Source organism: Pseudohongiella sp. SYSU M77423 (genome assembly GCF_029911965.1).
Classification (GTDB): domain Bacteria; phylum Pseudomonadota; class Gammaproteobacteria; order Pseudomonadales; family Pseudohongiellaceae; genus Pseudohongiella.
Genome location: NZ_JARYTH010000002.1, coordinates 548237 through 568509, shown reverse-complemented (window position 1 = coordinate 568509; position 20273 = coordinate 548237). Strand labels below are relative to the sequence as shown.

The 20273-nt window shown below is 55.0% G+C and carries 23 protein-coding genes; 15 read left to right on the top strand and 8 right to left on the bottom strand.

Annotated features, from left to right (window positions below; genetic code table 11):
* Positions 1-53 precede the first annotated feature (53 nt).
* Together QGM61_RS06405 and QGM61_RS06400 are read left to right on the top strand one after the other, a co-directional pair.
* The gene (locus QGM61_RS06405) at positions 54-1613 is read left to right on the top strand and encodes a sensor histidine kinase (protein ID WP_281132377.1); all 1560 of its coding nucleotides are present in this window, start codon (positions 54-56) and stop codon (positions 1611-1613) included.
* Complete coding sequence (locus tag QGM61_RS06400) at positions 1610-2299, top strand: response regulator transcription factor (RefSeq protein ID WP_281132376.1); 690 nt, start codon at positions 1610-1612, stop codon at positions 2297-2299. The genes QGM61_RS06405 and QGM61_RS06400 overlap by 4 nt, the downstream gene beginning before the upstream one ends.
* On the opposite strand, the gene QGM61_RS06395 is transcribed toward QGM61_RS06400, so the two are convergent.
* Positions 2288-3139: a delta-class carbonic anhydrase gene (locus QGM61_RS06395; protein ID WP_317622144.1), complete on the bottom strand. Its 852-nt coding sequence runs from the start codon at positions 3137-3139 to the stop codon at positions 2288-2290. The two genes, QGM61_RS06400 and QGM61_RS06395, sit on opposite strands and share 12 nt — an antisense overlap.
* A gap of 104 nt (positions 3140-3243) precedes the next feature.
* On the opposite strand from QGM61_RS06395, the gene QGM61_RS06390 reads away from it, so the two are divergent.
* Positions 3244-3537, top strand: coding sequence for a DCC1-like thiol-disulfide oxidoreductase family protein (locus tag QGM61_RS06390; protein WP_281132375.1), 294 nt, complete (start codon positions 3244-3246; stop codon positions 3535-3537).
* A 133-nt stretch (positions 3538-3670) separates the two neighbouring features.
* Entirely contained in the window at positions 3671-4507 is an 837-nt protein-coding gene (locus tag QGM61_RS06385; RefSeq protein WP_237133835.1) for a YfdQ family protein, read from the top strand.
* Positions 4508-4525: 18 nt separating this feature from the next.
* On the opposite strand, the gene QGM61_RS06380 is transcribed toward QGM61_RS06385, so the two are convergent.
* Together QGM61_RS06380 and QGM61_RS06375 are read right to left on the bottom strand one after the other, a co-directional pair.
* Complete coding sequence (locus QGM61_RS06380) at positions 4526-5179, bottom strand: methylamine utilization protein (RefSeq protein ID WP_237133836.1); 654 nt, start codon at positions 5177-5179, stop codon at positions 4526-4528.
* A gap of 2 nt (positions 5180-5181) precedes the next feature.
* Positions 5182-6108: a hypothetical protein gene (locus tag QGM61_RS06375; protein WP_281132374.1), complete on the bottom strand. Its 927-nt coding sequence runs from the start codon at positions 6106-6108 to the stop codon at positions 5182-5184.
* A gap of 293 nt (positions 6109-6401) precedes the next feature.
* Here QGM61_RS06375 and QGM61_RS06370 point away from each other — a divergent pair, with 293 nt between their 5' ends.
* On the top strand, positions 6402-7343 hold the full coding sequence (locus QGM61_RS06370; protein ID WP_281132373.1) for a hypothetical protein: 942 nt from the start codon (positions 6402-6404) through the stop codon (positions 7341-7343).
* Between the two features lie 76 nt (positions 7344-7419).
* Positions 7420-9558: a PAS domain-containing hybrid sensor histidine kinase/response regulator gene (locus tag QGM61_RS06365; RefSeq protein ID WP_281132372.1), complete on the top strand. Its 2139-nt coding sequence runs from the start codon at positions 7420-7422 to the stop codon at positions 9556-9558.
* Positions 9559-9618: 60 nt separating this feature from the next.
* Here the strand turns inward: QGM61_RS06365 and QGM61_RS06360 are convergent, their stop codons facing one another.
* A complete protein-coding gene (locus QGM61_RS06360; protein ID WP_237133840.1) occupies positions 9619-11799 on the bottom strand; it encodes a xanthine dehydrogenase family protein molybdopterin-binding subunit in 2181 nt (726 codons plus the stop codon).
* Positions 11799-12275 carry a (2Fe-2S)-binding protein gene (locus QGM61_RS06355; RefSeq protein ID WP_237133841.1) on the bottom strand — a complete coding sequence of 159 codons (477 nt, stop codon included), beginning with the start codon at positions 12273-12275 and terminating at the stop codon, positions 11799-11801. The genes QGM61_RS06360 and QGM61_RS06355 overlap by 1 nt, the downstream gene beginning before the upstream one ends.
* A 105-nt stretch (positions 12276-12380) precedes the next feature.
* Here QGM61_RS06355 and QGM61_RS06350 point away from each other — a divergent pair, with 105 nt between their 5' ends.
* From QGM61_RS06350 to QGM61_RS06340, 3 genes are all read left to right on the top strand, one after another.
* Complete coding sequence (locus QGM61_RS06350; protein WP_281132371.1) at positions 12381-12962, top strand: TetR/AcrR family transcriptional regulator; 582 nt, start codon at positions 12381-12383, stop codon at positions 12960-12962.
* Between the two features lie 132 nt (positions 12963-13094).
* Positions 13095-14102 (top strand): hypothetical protein, encoded by a 1008-nt coding sequence (locus QGM61_RS06345; protein WP_281132370.1) that lies wholly within the window; start codon positions 13095-13097, stop codon positions 14100-14102.
* An 84-nt stretch (positions 14103-14186) separates the two neighbouring features.
* Positions 14187-15389 (top strand): serine hydrolase domain-containing protein, encoded by a 1203-nt coding sequence (locus QGM61_RS06340; protein WP_281132369.1) that lies wholly within the window; start codon positions 14187-14189, stop codon positions 15387-15389.
* A gap of 238 nt (positions 15390-15627) precedes the next feature.
* Here QGM61_RS06340 and QGM61_RS06335 read toward each other — a convergent pair whose 3' ends face one another.
* Complete coding sequence (locus QGM61_RS06335; protein WP_237133845.1) at positions 15628-15966, bottom strand: hypothetical protein; 339 nt, start codon at positions 15964-15966, stop codon at positions 15628-15630.
* A gap of 154 nt (positions 15967-16120) precedes the next feature.
* Between QGM61_RS06335 and QGM61_RS06330 the strand changes: the two genes are divergently transcribed.
* The 5 genes from QGM61_RS06330 (at position 16121) to QGM61_RS06310 (ending at position 18465) form a co-directional block, all read left to right on the top strand.
* Positions 16121-16510 (top strand): GFA family protein, encoded by a 390-nt coding sequence (locus QGM61_RS06330; protein ID WP_237133846.1) that lies wholly within the window; start codon positions 16121-16123, stop codon positions 16508-16510.
* Positions 16511-16655: 145 nt separating this feature from the next.
* The gene (locus QGM61_RS06325; RefSeq protein WP_237133847.1) at positions 16656-16961 is read left to right on the top strand and encodes a DUF2007 domain-containing protein; all 306 of its coding nucleotides are present in this window, start codon (positions 16656-16658) and stop codon (positions 16959-16961) included.
* A gap of 110 nt (positions 16962-17071) precedes the next feature.
* Positions 17072-17482, top strand: a complete 411-nt coding sequence (locus QGM61_RS06320) for an SRPBCC family protein (protein ID WP_237133848.1) — start codon at positions 17072-17074, stop codon at positions 17480-17482.
* A gap of 69 nt (positions 17483-17551) precedes the next feature.
* Positions 17552-17956, top strand: a complete 405-nt coding sequence (locus QGM61_RS06315) for a nuclear transport factor 2 family protein (protein ID WP_237133849.1) — start codon at positions 17552-17554, stop codon at positions 17954-17956.
* Between the two features lie 53 nt (positions 17957-18009).
* A complete protein-coding gene (locus tag QGM61_RS06310) occupies positions 18010-18465 on the top strand; it encodes a Rid family detoxifying hydrolase (protein WP_317622161.1) in 456 nt (151 codons plus the stop codon).
* Positions 18466-18569: 104 nt separating this feature from the next.
* On the opposite strand, the gene QGM61_RS06305 is transcribed toward QGM61_RS06310, so the two are convergent.
* Complete coding sequence (locus QGM61_RS06305) at positions 18570-19046, bottom strand: Rid family hydrolase (protein ID WP_237133850.1); 477 nt, start codon at positions 19044-19046, stop codon at positions 18570-18572.
* 110 nt (positions 19047-19156) lie between these two features.
* Positions 19157-19534 (bottom strand): hypothetical protein, encoded by a 378-nt coding sequence (locus tag QGM61_RS06300; protein ID WP_237133851.1) that lies wholly within the window; start codon positions 19532-19534, stop codon positions 19157-19159.
* A gap of 195 nt (positions 19535-19729) precedes the next feature.
* Between QGM61_RS06300 and QGM61_RS06295 the strand changes: the two genes are divergently transcribed.
* Positions 19730-20182 (top strand): nucleotide triphosphate diphosphatase NUDT15, encoded by a 453-nt coding sequence (locus tag QGM61_RS06295; protein WP_237134642.1) that lies wholly within the window; start codon positions 19730-19732, stop codon positions 20180-20182.
* The last annotated feature ends 91 nt before the right edge of the window (positions 20183-20273 follow it).

Below are 20273 nucleotides of genomic sequence, written 5' to 3'. Positions count from 1 at the left end.
GTCAGATTGTGATCGTGGAATACTTGAATATTACCTTACGGAGACCGGTCCGCATGTTCAAGCGTAAACTCTACCTGTTTGCCGGGGCATCCAGCGTGGCCTTGGTCGTCGTCCTGCTGGCCGCCGCTGTATCCGCGCAGATTACCCGCCAGAACCTCTCACAGAGCACCATGGCCCAGACTCTGCTGATAGAACACCAGCAGCTGTCCAGCATCTCCTACCGCCTGTTCAAGCAGCTCACCGACGGACTGATTTTTGGCCAGACCGCCAATCAGGCCGAGGTTCGCAACAAAAAGGAGCAGATAGATGAGTCACTCAGCAACATCCGGCGTCTGGAACTGACGCAGCGTGAATCGCTGGGTGCAGAAGCGACCCGTGGCAGCGTTGAAGACACCGAAGACCTGGCGCTGCTGATTACGCAGATTATTGAAGAATTCCAGTCAATCGCTGCAAGCGGCAGTGATGTGCCCCTGAGCCGGCAGGAAAGGGTGAGAACCCTGCTTGAGGTGACCATCGATAACCAGTTCCGCGAAGCCATCAATGATGCCGTTTCGCGTCAGAGCAATGTCGTGGCTGCCATCAATGCCCGCATCGACACGCTGAACACCGCCATTGTCTGGTTTACCGCTGCCTTCGGTTTGCTGGGACTGCCACTGATCGTGCTGGCCTGCCGCTGGCTGATCAATCAGCTCTATCCTCCCTTGCAGACCATCTCCAGCGGCGCCGAGGCGCTGGCACAGGGCAACTATGACCACCGTCTGCCAGACACGCTGGATCAGGAGTTTCTGCCCATCGTGCAGTCCTTCAATTCCATGGGACGGCAACTGCAGGAGCACAAGCTCATGGCAGAGCGCTCACGCAAACAGCTTGAGTTCGAAGTGGAACAGCGCACCAAAGAACTGATGGACGCGAATAACAAGCTGACTGACATCGATAATCGCCGGCGTCAGTTTCTGGCAGATCTAAGTCACGAGTTACGCACCCCGTTGACAGTCATCCGCGGTGAGGCTCAAGTGACCCTGCGCCAGCCTATCGTTACTGAAGACGCCAGCCGGCAAACTCTGGAGTCCATTCTTAGCCAGGCCGTCGGACTCAGCCGGCTGGTCGATGACCTGTTACTCCTGGCACGTGCCGATTCCGGCCAGCTGGTAATTGAGCCGCAGTGGATTGACATGGCCAGCTGGTTGCGACAGCAGACTGAACACTGGCAACGGCTTGCACCGACCCACCGTATAGAAATGGAATGGGCCTTTGATGACGAGGGGGCGCAGCTCTACGGCGATGAACAGCGTTTGACACAGGTCATTGCCATTCTTGTCAACAATGCCGTTAAGTACAGTGACCCGAATACCCGTGTCATGGTTAAGGCGTCACAGTCCGCCACTGACTTCAGGATCTCCGTGATTGATCAGGGACCCGGGATTTCTCCCTCCGATCTGCCTTATATCTTCGAGCGATTTGTCAGGATCAACCGTTCCATTGAAGGTTCGGGACTCGGCCTGGCGATCGCACGTACCATCGCCGAAGCCCATCATGGCGAGCTGAGCGTTGACTCGGTCGTCGGCAGGGGATCAACCTTTACGCTGACACTGCCCAGGGAGCCGCAGCCATGAGGGTGCTGATAGCCGATGACGAGCGATCCCTGCTTAACTTCATTGCGCGCGGGCTTGGCGCGGAAGGTATTGAATGCACGACGGTCAACCAGCTGCACGAGGTCAGCATGCAGGCCTATCAGCAGCAACCGGATGTCATCGTGCTGGATCGCATGTTTGCCGATGAGGACAGCCTGCTGGAACTGCCGGCGATTCTGAAGCGTTCGCCGAAGAGCAGGGTGCTGCTGTTGACCGCACTGGATGACGTCGCTGACCGAGTTGCAGGACTGCGAGCCGGCGCGGATGACTACCTGTGCAAACCCTTTGATTTTGACGAATTGCTGGCCCGTGTGCAGGCACTGGGACGACGCCTCGATGCACCGGCGCAGGAAAGCGGCGATATCATTCAACAGGGCCCGATTACGCTGGATATTGGTAGCCGACTGGTGGTCCGCGACGGTGTGGAGATATCCCTGACCAGCCTGGAATTTGATCTGCTGATGTTCCTGATGCAGAACCACGGCAAGGCTCTTTCCCGCGAGCGCATTCTCAACAAGGTCTGGGGGCATCAGTCCGAGCCCCTGACCAATATCGTTGATGTCTACGTCAGCCGGCTGCGACAGAAGCTGGACAACCCCCCACCAGCTGAATCCATGATCCAGACGGTGAGGGGGCTCGGATACCGCTTCCGGGCATTACATGGGTGACAGCAGCGACGGATGCGTCACCAGGTTGCGCACGCCGTGTGCCTGGGTCTCATCAAATACATTGTCATTACACCATTCCCCGACCGTTTCGATGTCGACAAAGGCTACGTTGGGCCGGACGCTCCAGCTGACCAGCAAGGGCGAACCATTTTCATTGTAGGCAGGACCCGTTGTTGATCCGGCGTATTGAATCGGCGTGCCAGTGTCAGTAGGAATGTTCAATGCCTGGTGATAGCCATTGCGCTCACCGATGGCCGCCAGCTCATTGAAGTCCAGCGCCGAGCGATCATTGACCAGCACCAGTACCTGTCCTTCCACACGCAACTGCGGGTTCATGGTGTTGTCATTCAGGCAGGCGCCCAGTGTAGGGCCTGGATTGATCTGCGCGCTGCTGAACACATAATGTACTTCAATGGTATCTCCCGGCATCAGGGACTCGTTATTGGTGGGGCAGATGTTCCCCGTGATTGGTGCCAGCTGGCTGGCAGCCAGTTCGCCGTCATAGAGAAAACCGGTGTGATTGCCGTGGCCGTCGCCGTTACCGGCATAGACAGTGAACTCCCCACCTTTGTGCTCAGCATTCTTGTGGAAATGGATGTTGCACAGGTTCAACTGCTCGTACTGCGGGGCCAGACTGAACTGACGCGTGTTCTCGCCAAGCGGGTTTGACAGATCACGAGGCGACTGCGGACCGAAGCCTTTGCCAGCGGTATTCTCCAGCAGTTTCTGATTCTGTTGCTCGATAACGCTGTCGGCGACGGCTGCGCCGTTGTCATTGGCATACACTGCCAGGGAAGCTGACATGCTGATAATGCCAGCCATTGCTGCCATTGATTTCATCTATTCACTCCTGCTGTGGATTAAGTGGCCCCAAAGGTAGTGAAAGATTCCGAATTGATAATGAATTAATTATTAAAAGTTTATGAACAGCGTGGTGGCAGGTGATGACCAGACTGGCGGCCGACAACGCCAACGTCCACTGGGTCGACATCACCGATAGAGACGAAGAGTTACGCCAACAGAGTATCGACCCCGAGCGGGCGCTGCGAGAACTCCACGTCAAAGATGCCAACGGGCAGATTCACAGCGAAATAGATGCCTACCAGCTATTGATGCGCCGCGCCCCCATTCTGCGCCCAGTGGGCTGGCTGATTGGTCTGCCCGTGATCAAACCCATCCTTTCCAGGCTGTACCGGCGCATGGTGGATAAACGATTGGAACGCACCGGGCGAGGGTAAGTACCACCCCTAAGCGCTATCCCGGACAGGCTTGACCCAAATCAAAAGCAGCGCGAGCACCAGCAGGTATTGTGGGGGTAGCTAACACAACCCAGACCGCGACCTTTTACATGCTTGCCTGGAATTCACCCCAATGTCCGTCACTGTTTATCTGCTCGCCATTCTCGTCATCACTGTGATTGTATTGTTTGACCGGCGACTGCTCGATCATCGCGCAGACCTCAACACCATGCATGAATTGCTGGCCTCGCAGCCCGCAAACCCGCCCGTCTTTACCCCGGAACGGGTTGCTGACCTGCCTGATCCTGCTCGACGTTACTTCCTGTACACCATTAAATCGGGCACGCCGCTGCTGAAGGTAGTCAACATCACCATGGCAGGGCGCTTTGGCATGGGCACCAAAGACAAACCCAATTACCTGGACTTCACTGCGACTCAAGTCCTGGCAATGCCGGCCGGATTCGTCTGGAAGATGCGTGCACGGCGCGGTGCCATGGTCTTGTCTGGGTCCGACAGTCAAAGCTGGACACGTTTCTGGCTGATGGGTTTATTGCCAGTCGCCCGCATGGGGGGAGACCCCGATCATACCCGTTCAGCCTTTGGTCGTTATGTCGCCGAAGCCGTCTTCTGGACACCTGCCGCGTTGTTGCCTGGTCCCGGCGTGGTTTGGGAGGCCCTGGCAGCTGATCGTGCACAGGTAACCGTCGAGTATCAAGGGCTGACTCAGGTTGTAGAACTGACCGTGAGCGAGAATGGTCAGCCGATTCAGATCAGGTTTGATCGCTGGAGCAATGCTAATCCCAGGAAACAGTATCAGCTGCAATCGTTTGGCGGTTATCTATCTGAATTTCGCGATTTTGGCGGTTTTCGTCTGCCGACACACCTTGAAGCAGGCAATCACTTTCAGACTGAACAGTACTTTCCATTTTTTGTGGCGGACGTGACTGAGATTGAGTTCGAGCATGGCTGACACGGATTATGCCTGGCTTCAATAACTCCGCAACCCCGGCAGCGGCGCCCGTCGCGTCGCAAACGCTGGCTGTTCAGTCAAACTGACACTGTGCTGCGCCACACCGGCTGCCGGCACCTCCACAGTAAACTCTGTCAGTTCCTGCCCGACACCTAAACCCTTGTGCCACATTCTTGCCGTGTAAGTTCCTGCCGGCAGATCCACAATTTTGCCTACACCTTCCATATCGCTGATGGCCATCAGATGCGACTCGCCGATATAGATATAACCGACCATCCAGTCGTGGATATTGCATCCAATCGTGACAACGCCCGGTGTTTCAAATACCACAGGGGCGGCCGGGTCGCCGGTGTAAAGTGGCAGTTCAAATCTTTTTGTCGGCGAGAAAGAGTAAACGTGGTGATGCACATCATCACTGTTTGGAAAACTGACCGAGGTACCAGCAACAATAGCAATCACCGGCTCGACAAACTCTTTGTTGATCTGATCAATGACAGCCGACTGCGGCCAGTCAGCCGGCTGTGGCAGGCCAGTGTTGATCAGCTCGACAACGGCACCCTCGACAGGATTACCCGCTTCATCGCGAATTAATACCTCAAGGTCGCCTCCATATGCTGCGTGGCTCAGGCTGAGCATGACAGCAATCGACACACCAGTTTTGGTACAGGCCATGATCAGAACCTCTTCAGGTAATCGAGATGAACGCGCGTTTCCCGATAACGCACACCCGCATCAGCGCGTGCCAGACGACGTTCAGCGCCCAGTGACAGCGAACTGTCCATTGATAAAGGCATGCTCCATTGCAGGCCGGCGGCGTAGCGGCGCGCCTCGACGCGATACGCCAGGTATCCTCGGTCAATACCGTTATCTCGGGCAATTGCCTCACCGATCCGGAGCAGGGCACTGCCAGGTCGCGCACTGGCACCCGTGTCACCATCTGTCGCGCTGAGGTGCGCACTCAGGGCATGGCTGTTATAGAGCAGGTAGTCTGCCTGAATGGTCAGTTGCTGTTGCTCCTGATTAAAAACATCAACGTCAAAAGCAGGATTGGCAAGTAATTCGCGCCGCGATGGCGCTGACTGTGCCGTCCACGACCAGCTTCCACTGAGCTGAATGTTATCAGCGATCCAGCGGCTCAATGCTGCACTGTGCGAGTGCACCGGGCCGCTTCGAACCGAGCCCTCAAACTCCTGATATAACCATTGTGAGCGCAGATTCAGGCGGGGTGCTTCGGGGCCAAGACCGAATTTGTGGCTATAGCCCACAGCCACGCCGGCAGCCAGCCTGTTCATGCCGCCGGTCTGCTGCCACAGGTCACCCTGGGTGAGCAGGCCAACGCTGAACCAGTTTCCTGGCGAGGTCACAAATCGCCAGTCCCGGTTGTAGTCCGCCTGCAGCAATCTATCCCAAAATGTATTGATGTCATCAGCCGCATTGGGGACGTTGCTGTGATGTGCCAGCCGCAGATTCAGAATGGCATCCGATTCTGCCGCTCGGAGGGAGCTTGCCGACAGCAGCAACAGCACACAAAGCAGTACCACTGCACTTTTGATCAGGCTGCGATGTGGGTCCTTGCTGTCCCGATGAACCTTGATTTCCACCAGAGATTCTCCATGTCTGAATCTCAGGTATTTTGCGCCTGAACTTGTGCGCTGTCTACGCTGTATGACGCCTCAGAACCACGTAGTCACATCCCTGCGCATGTAAAGAGCATGGCTGGCGTCATAACGTACAGAATACATAACTGATAAATCCAGAATATACCCTGGGCTGAGATAATGGTTGAGACAATTCACAAACACACAGCAGTACTCATAGTGAGATCCAATACTCAGTCACTCAGTGGAGAGCCCATCTGACCACTAAGCCTCCACCACGCCGACATGGAGGTACTATGAAAATTTTAATTGCGTGTTTTCTGGCCCTGTTTACAAGCGCCTGTGTGTCATTCAAGCCTGTAGAGCTGGGAAGCGTTCAGAGCATTACTGATACAAGCGCTTGTGGCACCCCAGTCACCGACATTTGCAAAGCCAGACTTTATGCATCTGAGGCTACTCAACAATATAAAACAGCCGTGATGACAAACTACGACAAAAACAATGAGTTTGATTCCTGGATTCTGAATCTGGTGACACTGGGCATTGGTGCTGAAGTGGCCGAACTTCACTCTGACGTATTAAAGACATCTGCGATGGGTCTTGGTTATCAGTCTGCCAGGAAAACGTATCGAAGCATCCCGTTTCAGTTGCAGATATACACCAGTGCAATCAGCGCAAGCCAGTGTGTTTTCGACAATTCAGAACGACTGGAGGAAGGTTTTTCGGATTTTCAGACCATCCAGAGCATTGCTTCACAGTTGAATCAGTCAAAAAATATTCTGGATACTAATCAATCGGCGATAAATCAAATTATTAGCGATCATTATGAAGAGCTTGGCTCATACAGTCAGGTCGCGGCCAAGTTAGACCGAGCTCTGGATCTGGCGGAACGATCCCTGGAGGCGCTTGAAACCGCCGACAATGAAGTTGTAAAGAGCATACAAAGAATCGAAGTCACAATCCTGCAGCGCTTTAACGGCCAGCTTCCTGATATCGACACGATTACCACACAGCTGCGGACGCAGATTGCTGAAAATATTGAACTGGAAGAGGGCGGCAAGGTAAGTGAGACGCCGGCTGGCAACGTACCTCTGTTGGGTCTCGCTGATTCTCTGGACGCACGTCTTCAACAACAACTGGAAACGGCTCTCGCAGCAATGAACGCCTTGGCCAGCCTGAGAGTGGAGCGATACCTGTCAGATCTGAATCTGGTAAAAGCCTGTTCGGTGAGCGTTTAAAAATGTAGCCAGCACGTGCGTCGCCATGCCGGTATGCTAGTCTAGAGGTCTGACCGAACCACGGACCCTGCCGCGCATGACGACAGACAACGAATTCAGCACCGACCGCCGCCAGAAGCAGGCCCGGAACCTTGTGCTGATTGCATTGATCGTTGGGCTTTTGGGTACGGTGCTGGGCATTGTTTTCGGGATCTCGGCAGGCACATTGGTCGGGCCCGATTTCTGGCTGATCAGCCTGTTGGGCATCGTCACCGGGGTCCTGACGCTGCTGCTCATCCTTAAACCCACGCTAGCGACCAGCGTGATCGCCGGTTCGCTGACCATCTACTTCGCCATTCATCTGAATGCTGGCGCAATCGTCCTTTACCGTGCCACTGGGGAGATTGTGCGCCTGATCCCCTATGTCATCTGGCTCTTTCCACTCGTTATTTTTCACCATTTCACGAATTTTGGTTTTTATAAACGCGCCATCACTATCCTGGTGGGCTTGAGCCCGCTACCGGTAGCCGGGGTTGTGCTGATGGACCTGCCACAGCCTCTGTCCGTTGCTACGGCAGACGCCGTCGTAACCTTTCTGTTCAGCTTCTACATCTTTGTTATCTGCTTCGGACTTTACGCGCGTCATCGTGACGCGGAAGTCCAGCGGGTGGCGATGGCTGAAGAAGCGCAGCGCAGCGCAGAGGCGCTCCGGGTTAGCGAAGAGCGCTTCAGACTGCTCAGTCGGGCGACGGACGATCTGATTTGGGACGCCGATCTGACATCCGGAAAAGTCTGGTGGAGCGAGTCCCTGCTCGAAACACTGGGTTACTCAACAAAGGATGCCAGGTCCGGCCTGTATGCCTGGCGGCGCTGGATACACCCCGATGACCGTCACCGGGTGGTCAGTAAACTCATTAAAGCCATCAAAAAGGGGACCAACTGGGCCAGTGAATTTCGATTGCTGTGCTCGGACGGGGAGGTCCTGGACGTTGTATCAAAAGGCGTTGTGCTGCGGGACTCAGTGGGCAAACCGGTTCGACTGATTGGCAGTACCACCGATGTCACTGAACTGCGTGTTCTGGAAAACAAGTTGCGCCAGTCACAGAAAATGGAAGCGGTGGGGCAGTTGACGGGCGGCATCGCGCACGATTTCAACAATCTGCTGACCATTATCATGGGCAGTTCGGAATCCTTGGCGGACATGTTTCCCGACAACCCCAACGCGCTTGAGTTGGCCAGTCACGCCATGCTCGCTGCACAGCGCGGTGCGGACCTTACCGCGCGGCTGCTCTCATTCGCACGTCTTCAGGCCCTGGCGCCCGAATACATTAATCCTGGACAGTTGCTGAAAGACATCAATGGCCTGATAAATCGAACCATATCTGAGGATATCGAGATCGTTGTCAGTGTGGCTGACAATGTGCAGCCCATTGAAGTCGATCGCAGCCAGCTTGAGAACGCCATTCTGAATCTGGTGATCAATGCGCGCGATGCCATGCCCTATGGAGGACAACTGACCATTGAAGCGTCGAACATCACGCTTGCAGCCGATGATCTTCCCTATTATGACGGTATGCAGGCAGGCGACTATGTAGTGATCGCTGTTTCCGACAATGGTATTGGCATTTCGCCGGAGACCATGGAGCGGGCATTTGAGCCATTTTTTACCAGCAAAGAGGCTGGAGAAGGCTCCGGGCTTGGGCTGTCCATGGTCTGGGGGTTTGTCCGGCAGTCAAAAGGCCAGGCATTGATTTACTCGGAGGTCGGCGAGGGCACTTCCGTAAAACTCTACTTCCCGTCGGCTAAAACCGCACAGGCCCGGGTCACTACTCCGACCACGAATGACAGACTGACCGGCGGCACTGAGCGTATCCTCGTTGTTGAGGACGACAAACTGCTGCGCGAGCAGGTTGCTGTTCAGCTTGCCGATCTTGGTTACCAGATCAACCAGGCTGCATCCGCCGATGAAGCGCTGATGCTCATGAATGATGGGCAGACAGTCGATCTGCTGTTCACCGATGTTGTGATGCCGGGTGGCATGAATGGGAAGCAGCTCGCCGATGCCGCAAAATCGCTACAGCCTGGAATCAGGGTGCTGTATACCTCCGGTTACGCCGAAGATGCGATCGTTCATCAGGGCCGTCTGGACCCGGGTGTGGATTTGCTCGGCAAGCCTTATCGACGGGCTGAGCTGATGAGCAAGATTCGCGAGGTACTGGACAGGGAGTCGGATTAAGCACCCGGTCAGGTACTAATCCGGGCGCCGCCAAGCAACGGCACCCGGATCATCACAACATCAGGCCAATCGCAGCGGCAGGCGCGTAAACGTCCTTCCAGTCACAGCTGCCAGCGCATTCGCCACCGCCGGTGCAATCGGCGGCGTGCCTGGCTCACCCACACCTGAAGGTGCATTGGTGGATGGGACGATATGCGTCTCTACCACCGGCATCGCATTCATGCGCAACACACGATAGTTGTGGAAGTTGGTCTGATCCACATGACCATCTGTCAGTGTCACCTCATCCGCCAGCGCTGCCGACAGACCGTAAGCAATGGCACTTTCCACCTGTGCTTTTACGATGCTTGGATTCACCGCGATACCGCAGTCAATTGCTGCGACCACCCGTTCAACCTTGAAATTGTTGCCATCAACAGAGACATCGACGATCTCTGCCACGGTTGAACCAAATGAGGTATGCACGGCCACGCCACGACCCCAGCCTTCCGGCAATTCAGTCGTGCCCCAGCCCGCTTTTTCTGCCGCCAGTTTCAGCACTGCGGTTTCGCGTGGATTGTTTTTTAACAGTTCCAGGCGATAGGCTACCGGGTCTGCACCCGCTTTTCGTGCCAGCGCATCAATAAACACTTCCTTACTGAACGCCGTATGCGTGTGACCCACCGAACGCCACCACTGTACTGGCACACCCACCTGGGGTGAATGCAGTTCTACTTGGCGCTCTGGCACCTCATAAGCAAACTCGGTCAGACCTTCCACTGAGGTATTGTCAATGCCGTCTCTGACCATCATCGCTGCCATTGAGGTGCCAGCCATGATGGACTGTCCGGCAATACGGATCTTCATCGCGTTGGGTTTGCCCGCAGCATCCAGCGCGGCAGACAGCTTGTGCACATAGGCCGGGCGATAATATCCCGCCTGCATATCATCCTCTCGCGACCACACCAGCTTTACGGGCGTATTTGGTACCTGGCGCGCAATCTGTACCGACTCCAGCACATAGTCCGAGGCCGGGTTGGCGCGGCGACCAAAACCGCCACCAGCAAATACCGTATGGATGGTGACCTTGTCACCGCTGGTACCGAGCAGCTGAGCAATTGCTGCCTTGTCACTGGTGGGTGACTGACAGCCATACCACATTACCGCTGAATCGCCGTTGACCTGCGCAACGCAGTTCATCGGCTCCATCTGTGCGTGCGCCAGATACGGATACTCAAACATCAGCTCTGTCACATCTGAAGAGGCCGACAGCACTGAATCCGGATTGCCATGCGCTTCGGCAATAGCGCCGGGTGTTTCCACCAGTTCACGATACTGCGCGAGGATGTCACCGGAGCTGCGGGTTTCCGCGTCACTGGCATCCCACTCAATCTGCAGCAGCTCGCGTGCCTTTATTGCGGTCCAGTAATCACTGGCCACCACCGCAACGCCACTGTCGATCTCAAACACCTGCTGCACGCCGCGGCGGGCAAGGGCAGCGCTGGCGTCGAAGGAGCGTACTGTGCTGCCAAAGCGGGGCGGGTGTGCCACGACTGCCGTCAGCATGCCCGGCAGTTTGACGTCCTGCGTGTAGATGGCGGTGCCATTGTGTTTGCCGACATCCTTGCGCAGCGTATTGTCCTGGCCGATCAGCTTGAATTCGCCAGGCGTTTTTAAGGTCAGTGAGGCTCTGTCCGGTGTAGGCTGCTGTGCCGCTGCAACCGCCAGCTCGCCAAAGGTGGCTGAATGATTACCGTGTGACACGACACCGTTACTGACCGTGATCTCACTGGCATCGACTTGCCACTGTGCCGCAGCTGCTGCAACCAGCATGGCTTTAGCGGCCGCGCCAGCCTGGCGCATCTGCATGAAGCTGTTGGCGATGGCGGTGCTGCCGCCGGTACCCTGCTGACCCATCAAAAGGTTGGCATATTTGGTGACATCCGCCGGTGCGTGTTCACAGACCACCTGGCTCCAGTCCGCATCAAGTTCTTCGGCCACGCAGGTGGCGAGACCGGTATACACACCCTGGCCCATCTCCAGATGTTTGATCAGCACCTTGACGGTGTTGTCCGGGCTGATGCTGACAAAGGCATTCATCTCCAGGGCGGCATCTGACGCCTGCTGGGCGAGAGCGGACGGTGCAGAAAAACTGACTCCCAGCATCAATCCGGCAGACGCTCCGGCACTGACTTTCAGGAAGCTGCGACGGCTGCTATCGGGCACTGCGGTGTCGGTTTTCAGAAAACGTCTGATATTCATTATGCAGTCTCCGCAGCGTTGGTGAATTGGGCCGAGGCCATCTTGATACCGGCCTTGATACGCGGGTAAGTACCGCAGCGGCATATATTGCCGGACATGGCGGCATCAATGTCGGCGTCGGTCGGGTTGGGGTTTTGCTCCAGCAGTGCCGTAGCAGACATCACCTGTCCGGACTGACAGTAACCGCACTGTGGAACCTGCAATTCCACCCAGGCCTGCTGCACGGCTTTTGCCTGCGGTGACTGCAGGCCCTCGATGGTGGTGATGTTCTTGCCGACCGAATCAGCCACGGTCATCACACAGGTGCGCGTGGCGACTCCGTCGACATGGACGGTGCAGGCGCCACATTGCGCCATGCCACAGCCGAATTTGGTGCCGGTGAGGTTGAGATGATCGCGCACCACCCATAGCAAAGGCATATCACCTTCGACGTCAACCTCGTGGGATTGACCATTGATTGTTAACAGGTAGGCCATACGTCCTCCGCAGACTTTTCAGGAACTGTTCAGAAATTTATAGGGATCGTTCGACATTAAAAGCCAAACTTGACAAATAGTCAAATTCTGTAAAGATGTCATTCTATGACAGCACCTGCAATGGACCAACGGGAAATCGATATCGTGGACGCCGCCATGCGAGTGGTGCTTCGCTATGGCATGGCACGCACCACGATGAGCGACGTTGCCCAGGAAGCCGGCATATCCCGGCAGACTCTGTATGCCATCTTTTCGAGCAAGGACGAGCTGCTGCGTGCCATCATCCGGCACCTGGCCAACCGCACCGTGGCGGAAATCGAGGCGGAATTTGCCCGTACCAGCGACCTGGGCGAGCGGCTGGACGCGGTGATCTGGCAGATAGCCGGGCGAAGCTTTGAGCTGCTGCGTGCGTCACCGGATGCAGACGACATTGTCAGTGGCTTTAACGCTGCCTGCAAAGAAGAGCTTGAGCGCAATACCGCCCGTTATCGCACGTTGATCGAAGCGATGCTGCAGCCATATTCAGAGCGCATCAGCGGCACTGGCATGAGCGTGCCCGCGCTGGCTGACTTCATCCAGAAGTCCACCTTGACGCTTAAGCATGAGGCTGCGGACATGGCCCATCTCAAAACGCTTGCCGGTTCATTGAAAACCCTGGTGCTGCAGGTGGCACGACCTGCAAACTAAGACCGCTCGCCAGTCGATATGACTGATATACAATGACCGGACGAGCGCGGGCAGCCTGCTGGCGACAGCCACTCAGTTGCCAGTCCCCGTTTACAAGAAAAACAGCTATCTGGGAGACGTGTCGTGATCAGCATGTATTCAAGACTTCGCCTGCGAACATTGCCATCCATCTTTGCCCTTCTATTTGCCGCCTCTAGCAGCATGGCTGCGGAGATACCCACGGTCACCCGCCTGAATGACGGCCCCATCATCACGCAGCACATGGATTCCCGAATGGGCTACAACGTTCAGGGCCCGTCGCTGATCAAGGTGCCTGACTGGGTCGAAAATCCTCTGGGTGAGTACTATCTGTATTTTGCCGATCATCGCGGCACCTATATTCGTCTGGCGTACGCCGATGACCTGCTGGGTCCGTGGACAACGCACGAACCGGGTTCCCTGCAACTGGCAGAATCTTTTTTCCCGGAGACGCTGGAAGAGGGTGCCGCCGCAAACGCTTATGCACACATCGCGTCGCCCGACGTACATGTACGCGATGATCTGCAGCAGATTGTGATGTACGTGCATGGCCGCGACGCCCGCGCCTTTGATTCAGCCACCTCGCAAGGGCTGTCCGCCCAGGTCACCCGACTGGCAACGTCCACAGATGGCATCAACTTTACCGGCCATCCTGAAATTCTGGGGCGACCCTATTTTCGCGTGATCCAGCACGGCGACTATTACTACGGTCTGGCCATGCCGGGTTATCTGTATCGATCACAAGATGGCATCAGCAATTTCGAAGAAGGTCCGCGCCTGTTTAATGATGACATGCGCCATTCGGCGTTATTGTTGAGGGGCGATACCCTGTATGTGTTCTGGACACAGGTCGGCCACGCCCCGGAGCGCATTCTGATGTCGACCATCGAGCTAGATGGCGACTGGATGAGCTGGCAGGAGTCGGAAGCTATCGAGCTGTTACGCCCCGAGACCGACTGGGAAGGTGGCAATCTGCCAATTGAACCCTCAACGCGCGGGCATGCCGAAGGCGATGTCAACCAGCTGCGCGATCCGGCCATTTATGAGGAAGACGGTGAAATCTACCTGCTGTATTCGGTTGCCGGTGAAAGTGGGATTGCCATCGCCAGGTTGGAGTTCTGAGGCTTGCCTGCCTCACCACGATCCAGAATAATCAAAGTGGCGACTCCAACACCGGCCAGCTACGTTAATAGGGATGACTGATACATGAAGAGCACTAGCGTCCAAACAGTATACGCATTCTTTATTATGTTGCATCTGGTCAGTACCGCCGGCGCAGCAGAACAACCCTACCAGCATGCCGATGAGCAGATTGGCACCGTTCGTCAGGTCTACGATGGCAAACTGTATCCTGATATTCAGGTCAACACCTTCCGCAATATTGACCGTCTGTTTCCCACACGCACCGTGGCACGTGGCGATTCGGTCAGCGCGATACCTGTGAGCGATCAGCCACTGCAGGATTTCTCTTATGTGGTAGATGGTCAGACTTATGACCTGTACGACGTGCTGGCGATGAATCGCGTCAGCGGCATGCTGATCATCAAGGATGGGGAAATCCTGTTCGAAAAATACCTGTTGGGCAACGATGAACACACACGCTGGATGTCCATGTCGGTGGTCAAGTCGATTACCGCGACCCTGATAGGCGCCGCCATCCACGACGGCTTTATCAGCGATATTGACGATCCGATTGTGGATTATCTGCCGCGTTTTGAAGGCACTGCCTATGATGGCGTCACGGTCAGAAACCTGCTGCAGATGAGCTCAGGCGTGGACTGGAACGAGACCTACACTGATCCGACGTCTGACCGACGCCGCATGCTGGAGGCGCAGATCAGTCAGCAGCCGGGGGCAGTTCTGGATTTGATGGCCTCCCTGCCGCGGGCAGGGGAGCCTGGCACAATCTGGAACTACAGTACCGGTGAAACCCAGTTGGCGGGTGCGCTGGTGCAGGCCGCTACCGGGATGCCGGTAGCCGACTACCTGTCACAGAAAATCTGGGCCAAAGCAGGGATGGAGGCGGATGCCAACTGGTGGCTGCAATCGGAAGACGGTCTGGAAGTCGGTGGCAGTGGCCTTTCTGCCACGCTGCGTGATTATGCCCGCTTTGGGCTGTTTCTGCTCAACGACGGTGTCATCAACGGTGAGCGGGTGTTGCCTGAAGGCTGGGTAGAGGCTGCCAGTACCCGCAAAGTGGTAGGCGGTGAGACGGTGCCTTATGGGTATATGCTGTGGCCATTGCATGGCAGAAGTTATGCTGCCGAGGGCATTTTTGGTCAGTACGTGTTTGTGGATCCGGACAAAGACCTGGTCGTGGCCATCTGGAGCGCGCAACCCAAGCCGCTTAATCGTGCCGGCCTGAATGAATACGTGTTTCTGCGTGCCCTGTCTGATTATTTTGAGTAACAGGTTTGCCCAATTTGGCTGCTCCCCTGCATAAAGCTCAATGGCTGGCTGATAAATCCTCGTAGTGCGGCCATGACGCTCTGTCGCAACAGGCACAAAGCACAGGAAATGCATGTTAATCTGATATTTTCCTGGCAGTGCCGCTCTTAGCTTGGCATTTCGGAATGTTCGAGTAGTAAGTCAGTGGCCGCATCTTCAATCATCCAGCGCTGAGCCTGGCAAAAGGCATCAATGCGGATCAGCTGCGCAGGTGGCAGCAACACCGCCAATACCTCCGGTCGGCTGAGCCGCCAATGCTTTTCCAGTTTGAACCACTGCTTAATAGCCAAAGGGCGTCTGGATCGCTTTTTAACCGTGCAGCGACAAATACATCGGCGCGTTTAAACTGATCAGTAGCAGGGATGATCATATTATGATCAATGATGAGATTTTCGTATCCACCGCGGACGGAGGTCTGGGGCATGCAGTACTCTGTGATTTCACCTGACTCGGTAACTTCTGTGGCCTGCGCCAATCCAGAAATAGTGCTTGCAAAGGATATAGCGACCAGACAGGCTCGCTTAATGTTCACATTCATGATGTTTCTCTCCTTGATGACCTTTCCTTGTGATTGAGTCACGCTTAGAATCTCACAAAGTCCGCTGCGAATCGTGTGACCTTTATCACATGAATCCAGATGCTATCCGTGTTCCTCACCAACAATACTTTAACTCTTAAATAACAGGTGCATTGTGAAAGGAAGCTGTCTGTGCGGCACAAGCCGATACGAAATAAACGCCCTGGCGGGTCCCATCGTGCATTGTCACTGCCTGACCTGCCAGAAGGCTCACTCCGCAGTATTCGCCACAACGGCACGCGTGAGCCGCAGTGATTTTCGCTGGCTGGCGGGCGAAAGTGAATTAGGGTCGTTCGAGTCTTCCCCAGGTAAACGTAGATGGTTTTGCAAAAACTGCGGCAGCCAATTGATGGCCGAGTGGGCTGATCGCCCAGAGGTGATAGTAAGAGTCGCAACACTGGATGAGGACCCAGGTGCGGTCCCTAAGGCGCATATCTGGACTTCACACGATCGCAGCTGGTTGGCGATCGATGGGGATATTCCTGTGTATCATGAGAAACCCTGAGCTGCGGCATCGACACGCGTCAGATTACGAAATGTTCACGCAATGAATATCACCCTGCGCCCAGCCAACACTGGCGACTTGCCCACATCTGCCATGGAGCGGGCCATACTACAAACGCAAAACCCCTGACCACAAAGGCCAAGCCATGCAAAGAGTCTATTCCCACGAGAACATGATGATTCTTTCATCTGCCAAGAACCTGCTCGAACTCAATGGCATCGATTGTTTCGTAAAAAACGAATACCACGCCTCTGGTGGTCATGTTGGTTTGAATGCCGTTCCTGTTGAACTCTGGGTTTATGACGATCAGTCAGCAGACAATGCAATCTCTATCATTGAGAAAGAGCTCAATCAGATTGGCGATCTCCCCGACTGGCAATGCAGGCACTGCTCGGAGTGGAATGCCAGCACATTTGAGACCTGCTGGAAGTGCCAGGCCACGCCGCAGTAATTCTTCAATCGCCCGCCGCGGGCTGTCCGGTAGAATTCTCTTTGTGTCGAATTCCTCCGTGTTCATTCGACTGGAGTCAGATCAATCACGATTTCCTGAGGAGAGTACCTGTGAAAATTACCATTGAAACCCTGGTCAAGGCTAAACTGGACACTGTCTGGGATGCCTGGAATAACCCGGACGATATCAAACAATGGAATGCGGCATCAGACGACTGGCACACGACACGCAGCACTGTTGATTTGCGCGTGGGTGGCAGTTTTCTGTCGCGCATGGAAGCCAAAGACGGCAGCTTCGGCTTTGACTTTGAAGGCACGTACACTCGCATTGTGCCGCACGAGCTTATCGAGTACAAAATGAGTGATGGCCGCGAGGTTACCACAACGTTTATTGATACTGCCGACGGTGTGCATATTAATTCAGTATTTGATGCGGAGTCAGAGAATCCACCTGAGATGCAGCGGGATGGCTGGCAGGCAATTCTGGATAATTTTGCAAGGCATGCGCAGTCACTTGTTTAGCCAGGCGCCCGAATGCGAAACACCAGAGGATATCAGGGTTGGCACTATAATCATCAGGAGCTACTGCCAATGAAACAAAACAAGCAGCTTGTACTCGACTTTTATGAGGCTGGTGCGCGGGGTGACACAGATGCTTGCTTCGCGCTTCTGTCGGATGACATCAGCTGGACCAACATCGGTTCTACCCGTTTCTCTGGAACGTTCCAGGGCAAGCAGTCGCTTGCGGAAAACCTTCTGGGCCCATTGTTTGCTCAACTCAAAGCAGGAATATCCACAAAAATCGAACGGCTGATTTCGGAGGACGATATCGTTGTCGCGCAGACAGTCGGTACCGCAGAAACCGTGGATGGACTGCCGTACAACAATAGGTACTGTCAGGTCATCAGGATTAGTGACGGGAAAATCGCATCAGTGACAGAATACATGGACACGGCATTGATCGACTCTATTTTCGGGAAAACCGACGACCATTAATTCGGCGAGCTGCCAGGCCACTATATCAGCAAGCCTATTAAGGATTATCTGTGATGATCGTAAAACGTGTATCGATGGCACTTCTAGTGTCCATGTTAGTCGCCTGCGGTGCCGGAGAAGAGAGCGCCAGGACAATCCATTCAACCGATGCCGTCTACCCGGCCGTCGGGCCGTACTCACAGATGGTACAGACGGGCAATCTCTACTTCCTGTCTGGCGTGATCCCGCTGAACAGTGAAGGGAGTTCTGTTGTGGGAGATGACATTGAACAGCAGACGCGCCAGGTCTTCGAACATATCACCTCAATGCTCGAATCGCAGAGTCTTTCACTGGCCGATGTGGTTATGGCAACAGTCTATATGACAGACCTGGGTGAGTTTGCAGCGATGAATGGTGTTTACGGCGAGTATTTTTCCGAGGCGCCTCCAGCCAGAGCGACTGTTGGGGTGGCCGAGTTGCCAAGAGGGGTGAAAATTGAGATCTCTGTCATCGCCAGCCGGTCGCCCTAGGGTTCGGACTGGCGCGAAGAGTCCAACAAAAAAGGCCTGGTGCAATTTTGCGCCAGGCCTTTGTTCATAGCGGGGTGACCCGCTCTTTTAGCAGCTGTGCAGTTTTAAGGCACACGTGCCGCACGTATTTCAATTTCGATCAACCAGCCATCAACGACCAGATCTTTGATCTCCACGAAAGAACGCACGGGCTTCATCGGGTTCTCTTCGGTTCCGAAGAACTGACGGTAGCCGCGATTGAAGCCGTCAAAATCTACCGTGCCATTGTCACCGGCGACGCCAAAAGCGCGTACCTGGATGATGTCGGACATTGACCAGCCTTCTGCTTCCAGCGTTTCCTTGAAGCCGTTGAAGGTATCAATGGTCTGCTGTTCCATATCGCCCCAGGTGCCATCTTCCATCGGAGATGCGCCCGAGCCGCTCAGATACAGGAATTCGGCATTGGCGGGCACGCGGATGGTGGTGTAGAAATGGCGGCCTTCGCCTTTACGCTCAATTTCCTGCGCCGTGACCATTGCTGCTGGTGCCATAAACATCCCGCCCAGCACTGCTGCCAGAGAGAGTAACTTCAATGCTTTCATACATTTTCCTCTTATTATCCAAATTCATGTCAAATGGCCGCTAAGGTTTGTTGACCAGGCCAGACTCAAGTATGCCATTATTCGACGCCAGCTGCGCCTGTTGTTTGAGCTTACTGCGCTCGTGTCATGCTCCATTCGCGGGTGGTTCCCATGGCCGTAGCCGTGCCAGTCGCCTGATTACCGTTTACAGTGCCTGACATTTCATAAATAACGCCAGAGTCGCCACGTTCCAGCTCAAAGCTGAAGGTGGGTCCGTTGGCTGATCCATTGCTGATCGGCCAGATGCGACCGTCGCTCAACTCAAACTGACCAATCAGGGAGGTACCGTCGGCGTACAGGTCGACGACCGCGGTGACATCGCCATTGGGGCCTGACATGACAAAATTCCACACTCCATCGGCTGAGTTCTGTGCATACAGCGTGGAGCTTATGGTAGCGAGGGCGGTGACCAAGAATACAAAGATTCCGGCTTTCATGGCTGCTTTCATATTTTTTCCTGTTATTGTGTTGATTGGTGTCTATTGGCCGTGCGGGTGATTGGACATGGCCAGACTCAAGTATGCCACTAATCCACTCCCGCTTCATTGACAGCTTGATACTTTCTTGGTTATCACTGAAGGACTGATCGGCCTGGCTTCGTATCTCGTAGTCATGGCAGGCATTAAGCAACTTCCCGGGAGCATATTATCAAGGCGATACAACCCGCAAAAATCGGCGTAGGCACTTTTGTTATACGTGATGGAAAGATTCTGCTGGGCAAACGGATTGGCGCTGACGGCGCGGGTTCGTGGGGGCTGCCTGGCGGCAAGCTCGACACGGGCGAGAGAATTGAAGCCTGCGCCCGCCGCGAAGTTCTGGAAGAAACCGGACTGGAGCTGGCCCAACTTGTTAAATGCGGCTTCTCCGATGATATCTTCACAGAGACAGGCAGGCACTGGGTGACAATATATTTTGGCACGCATTGCCCGACGGGCGAGGTTATAAACCTGGAGCCCGAATTCTGTGAGCGCTGGGACTGGTTTGAGCTGGATAATCTGCCGCAGTCATTATTTCTGCCCCTGAGTAATTTCCTGAAAGACACCAATAACCGCAAAGCAGTGTCTGACCTGCTGGCGCTTCACTCATCCCCGGACTGAGCCCTGTCCAGACACTGCACTCCGCGGTCAGGTTAGTGAAATGATCGATCGCAGTGGCGAGGCACAACGCTTTGATTATGGGATAAGTGCG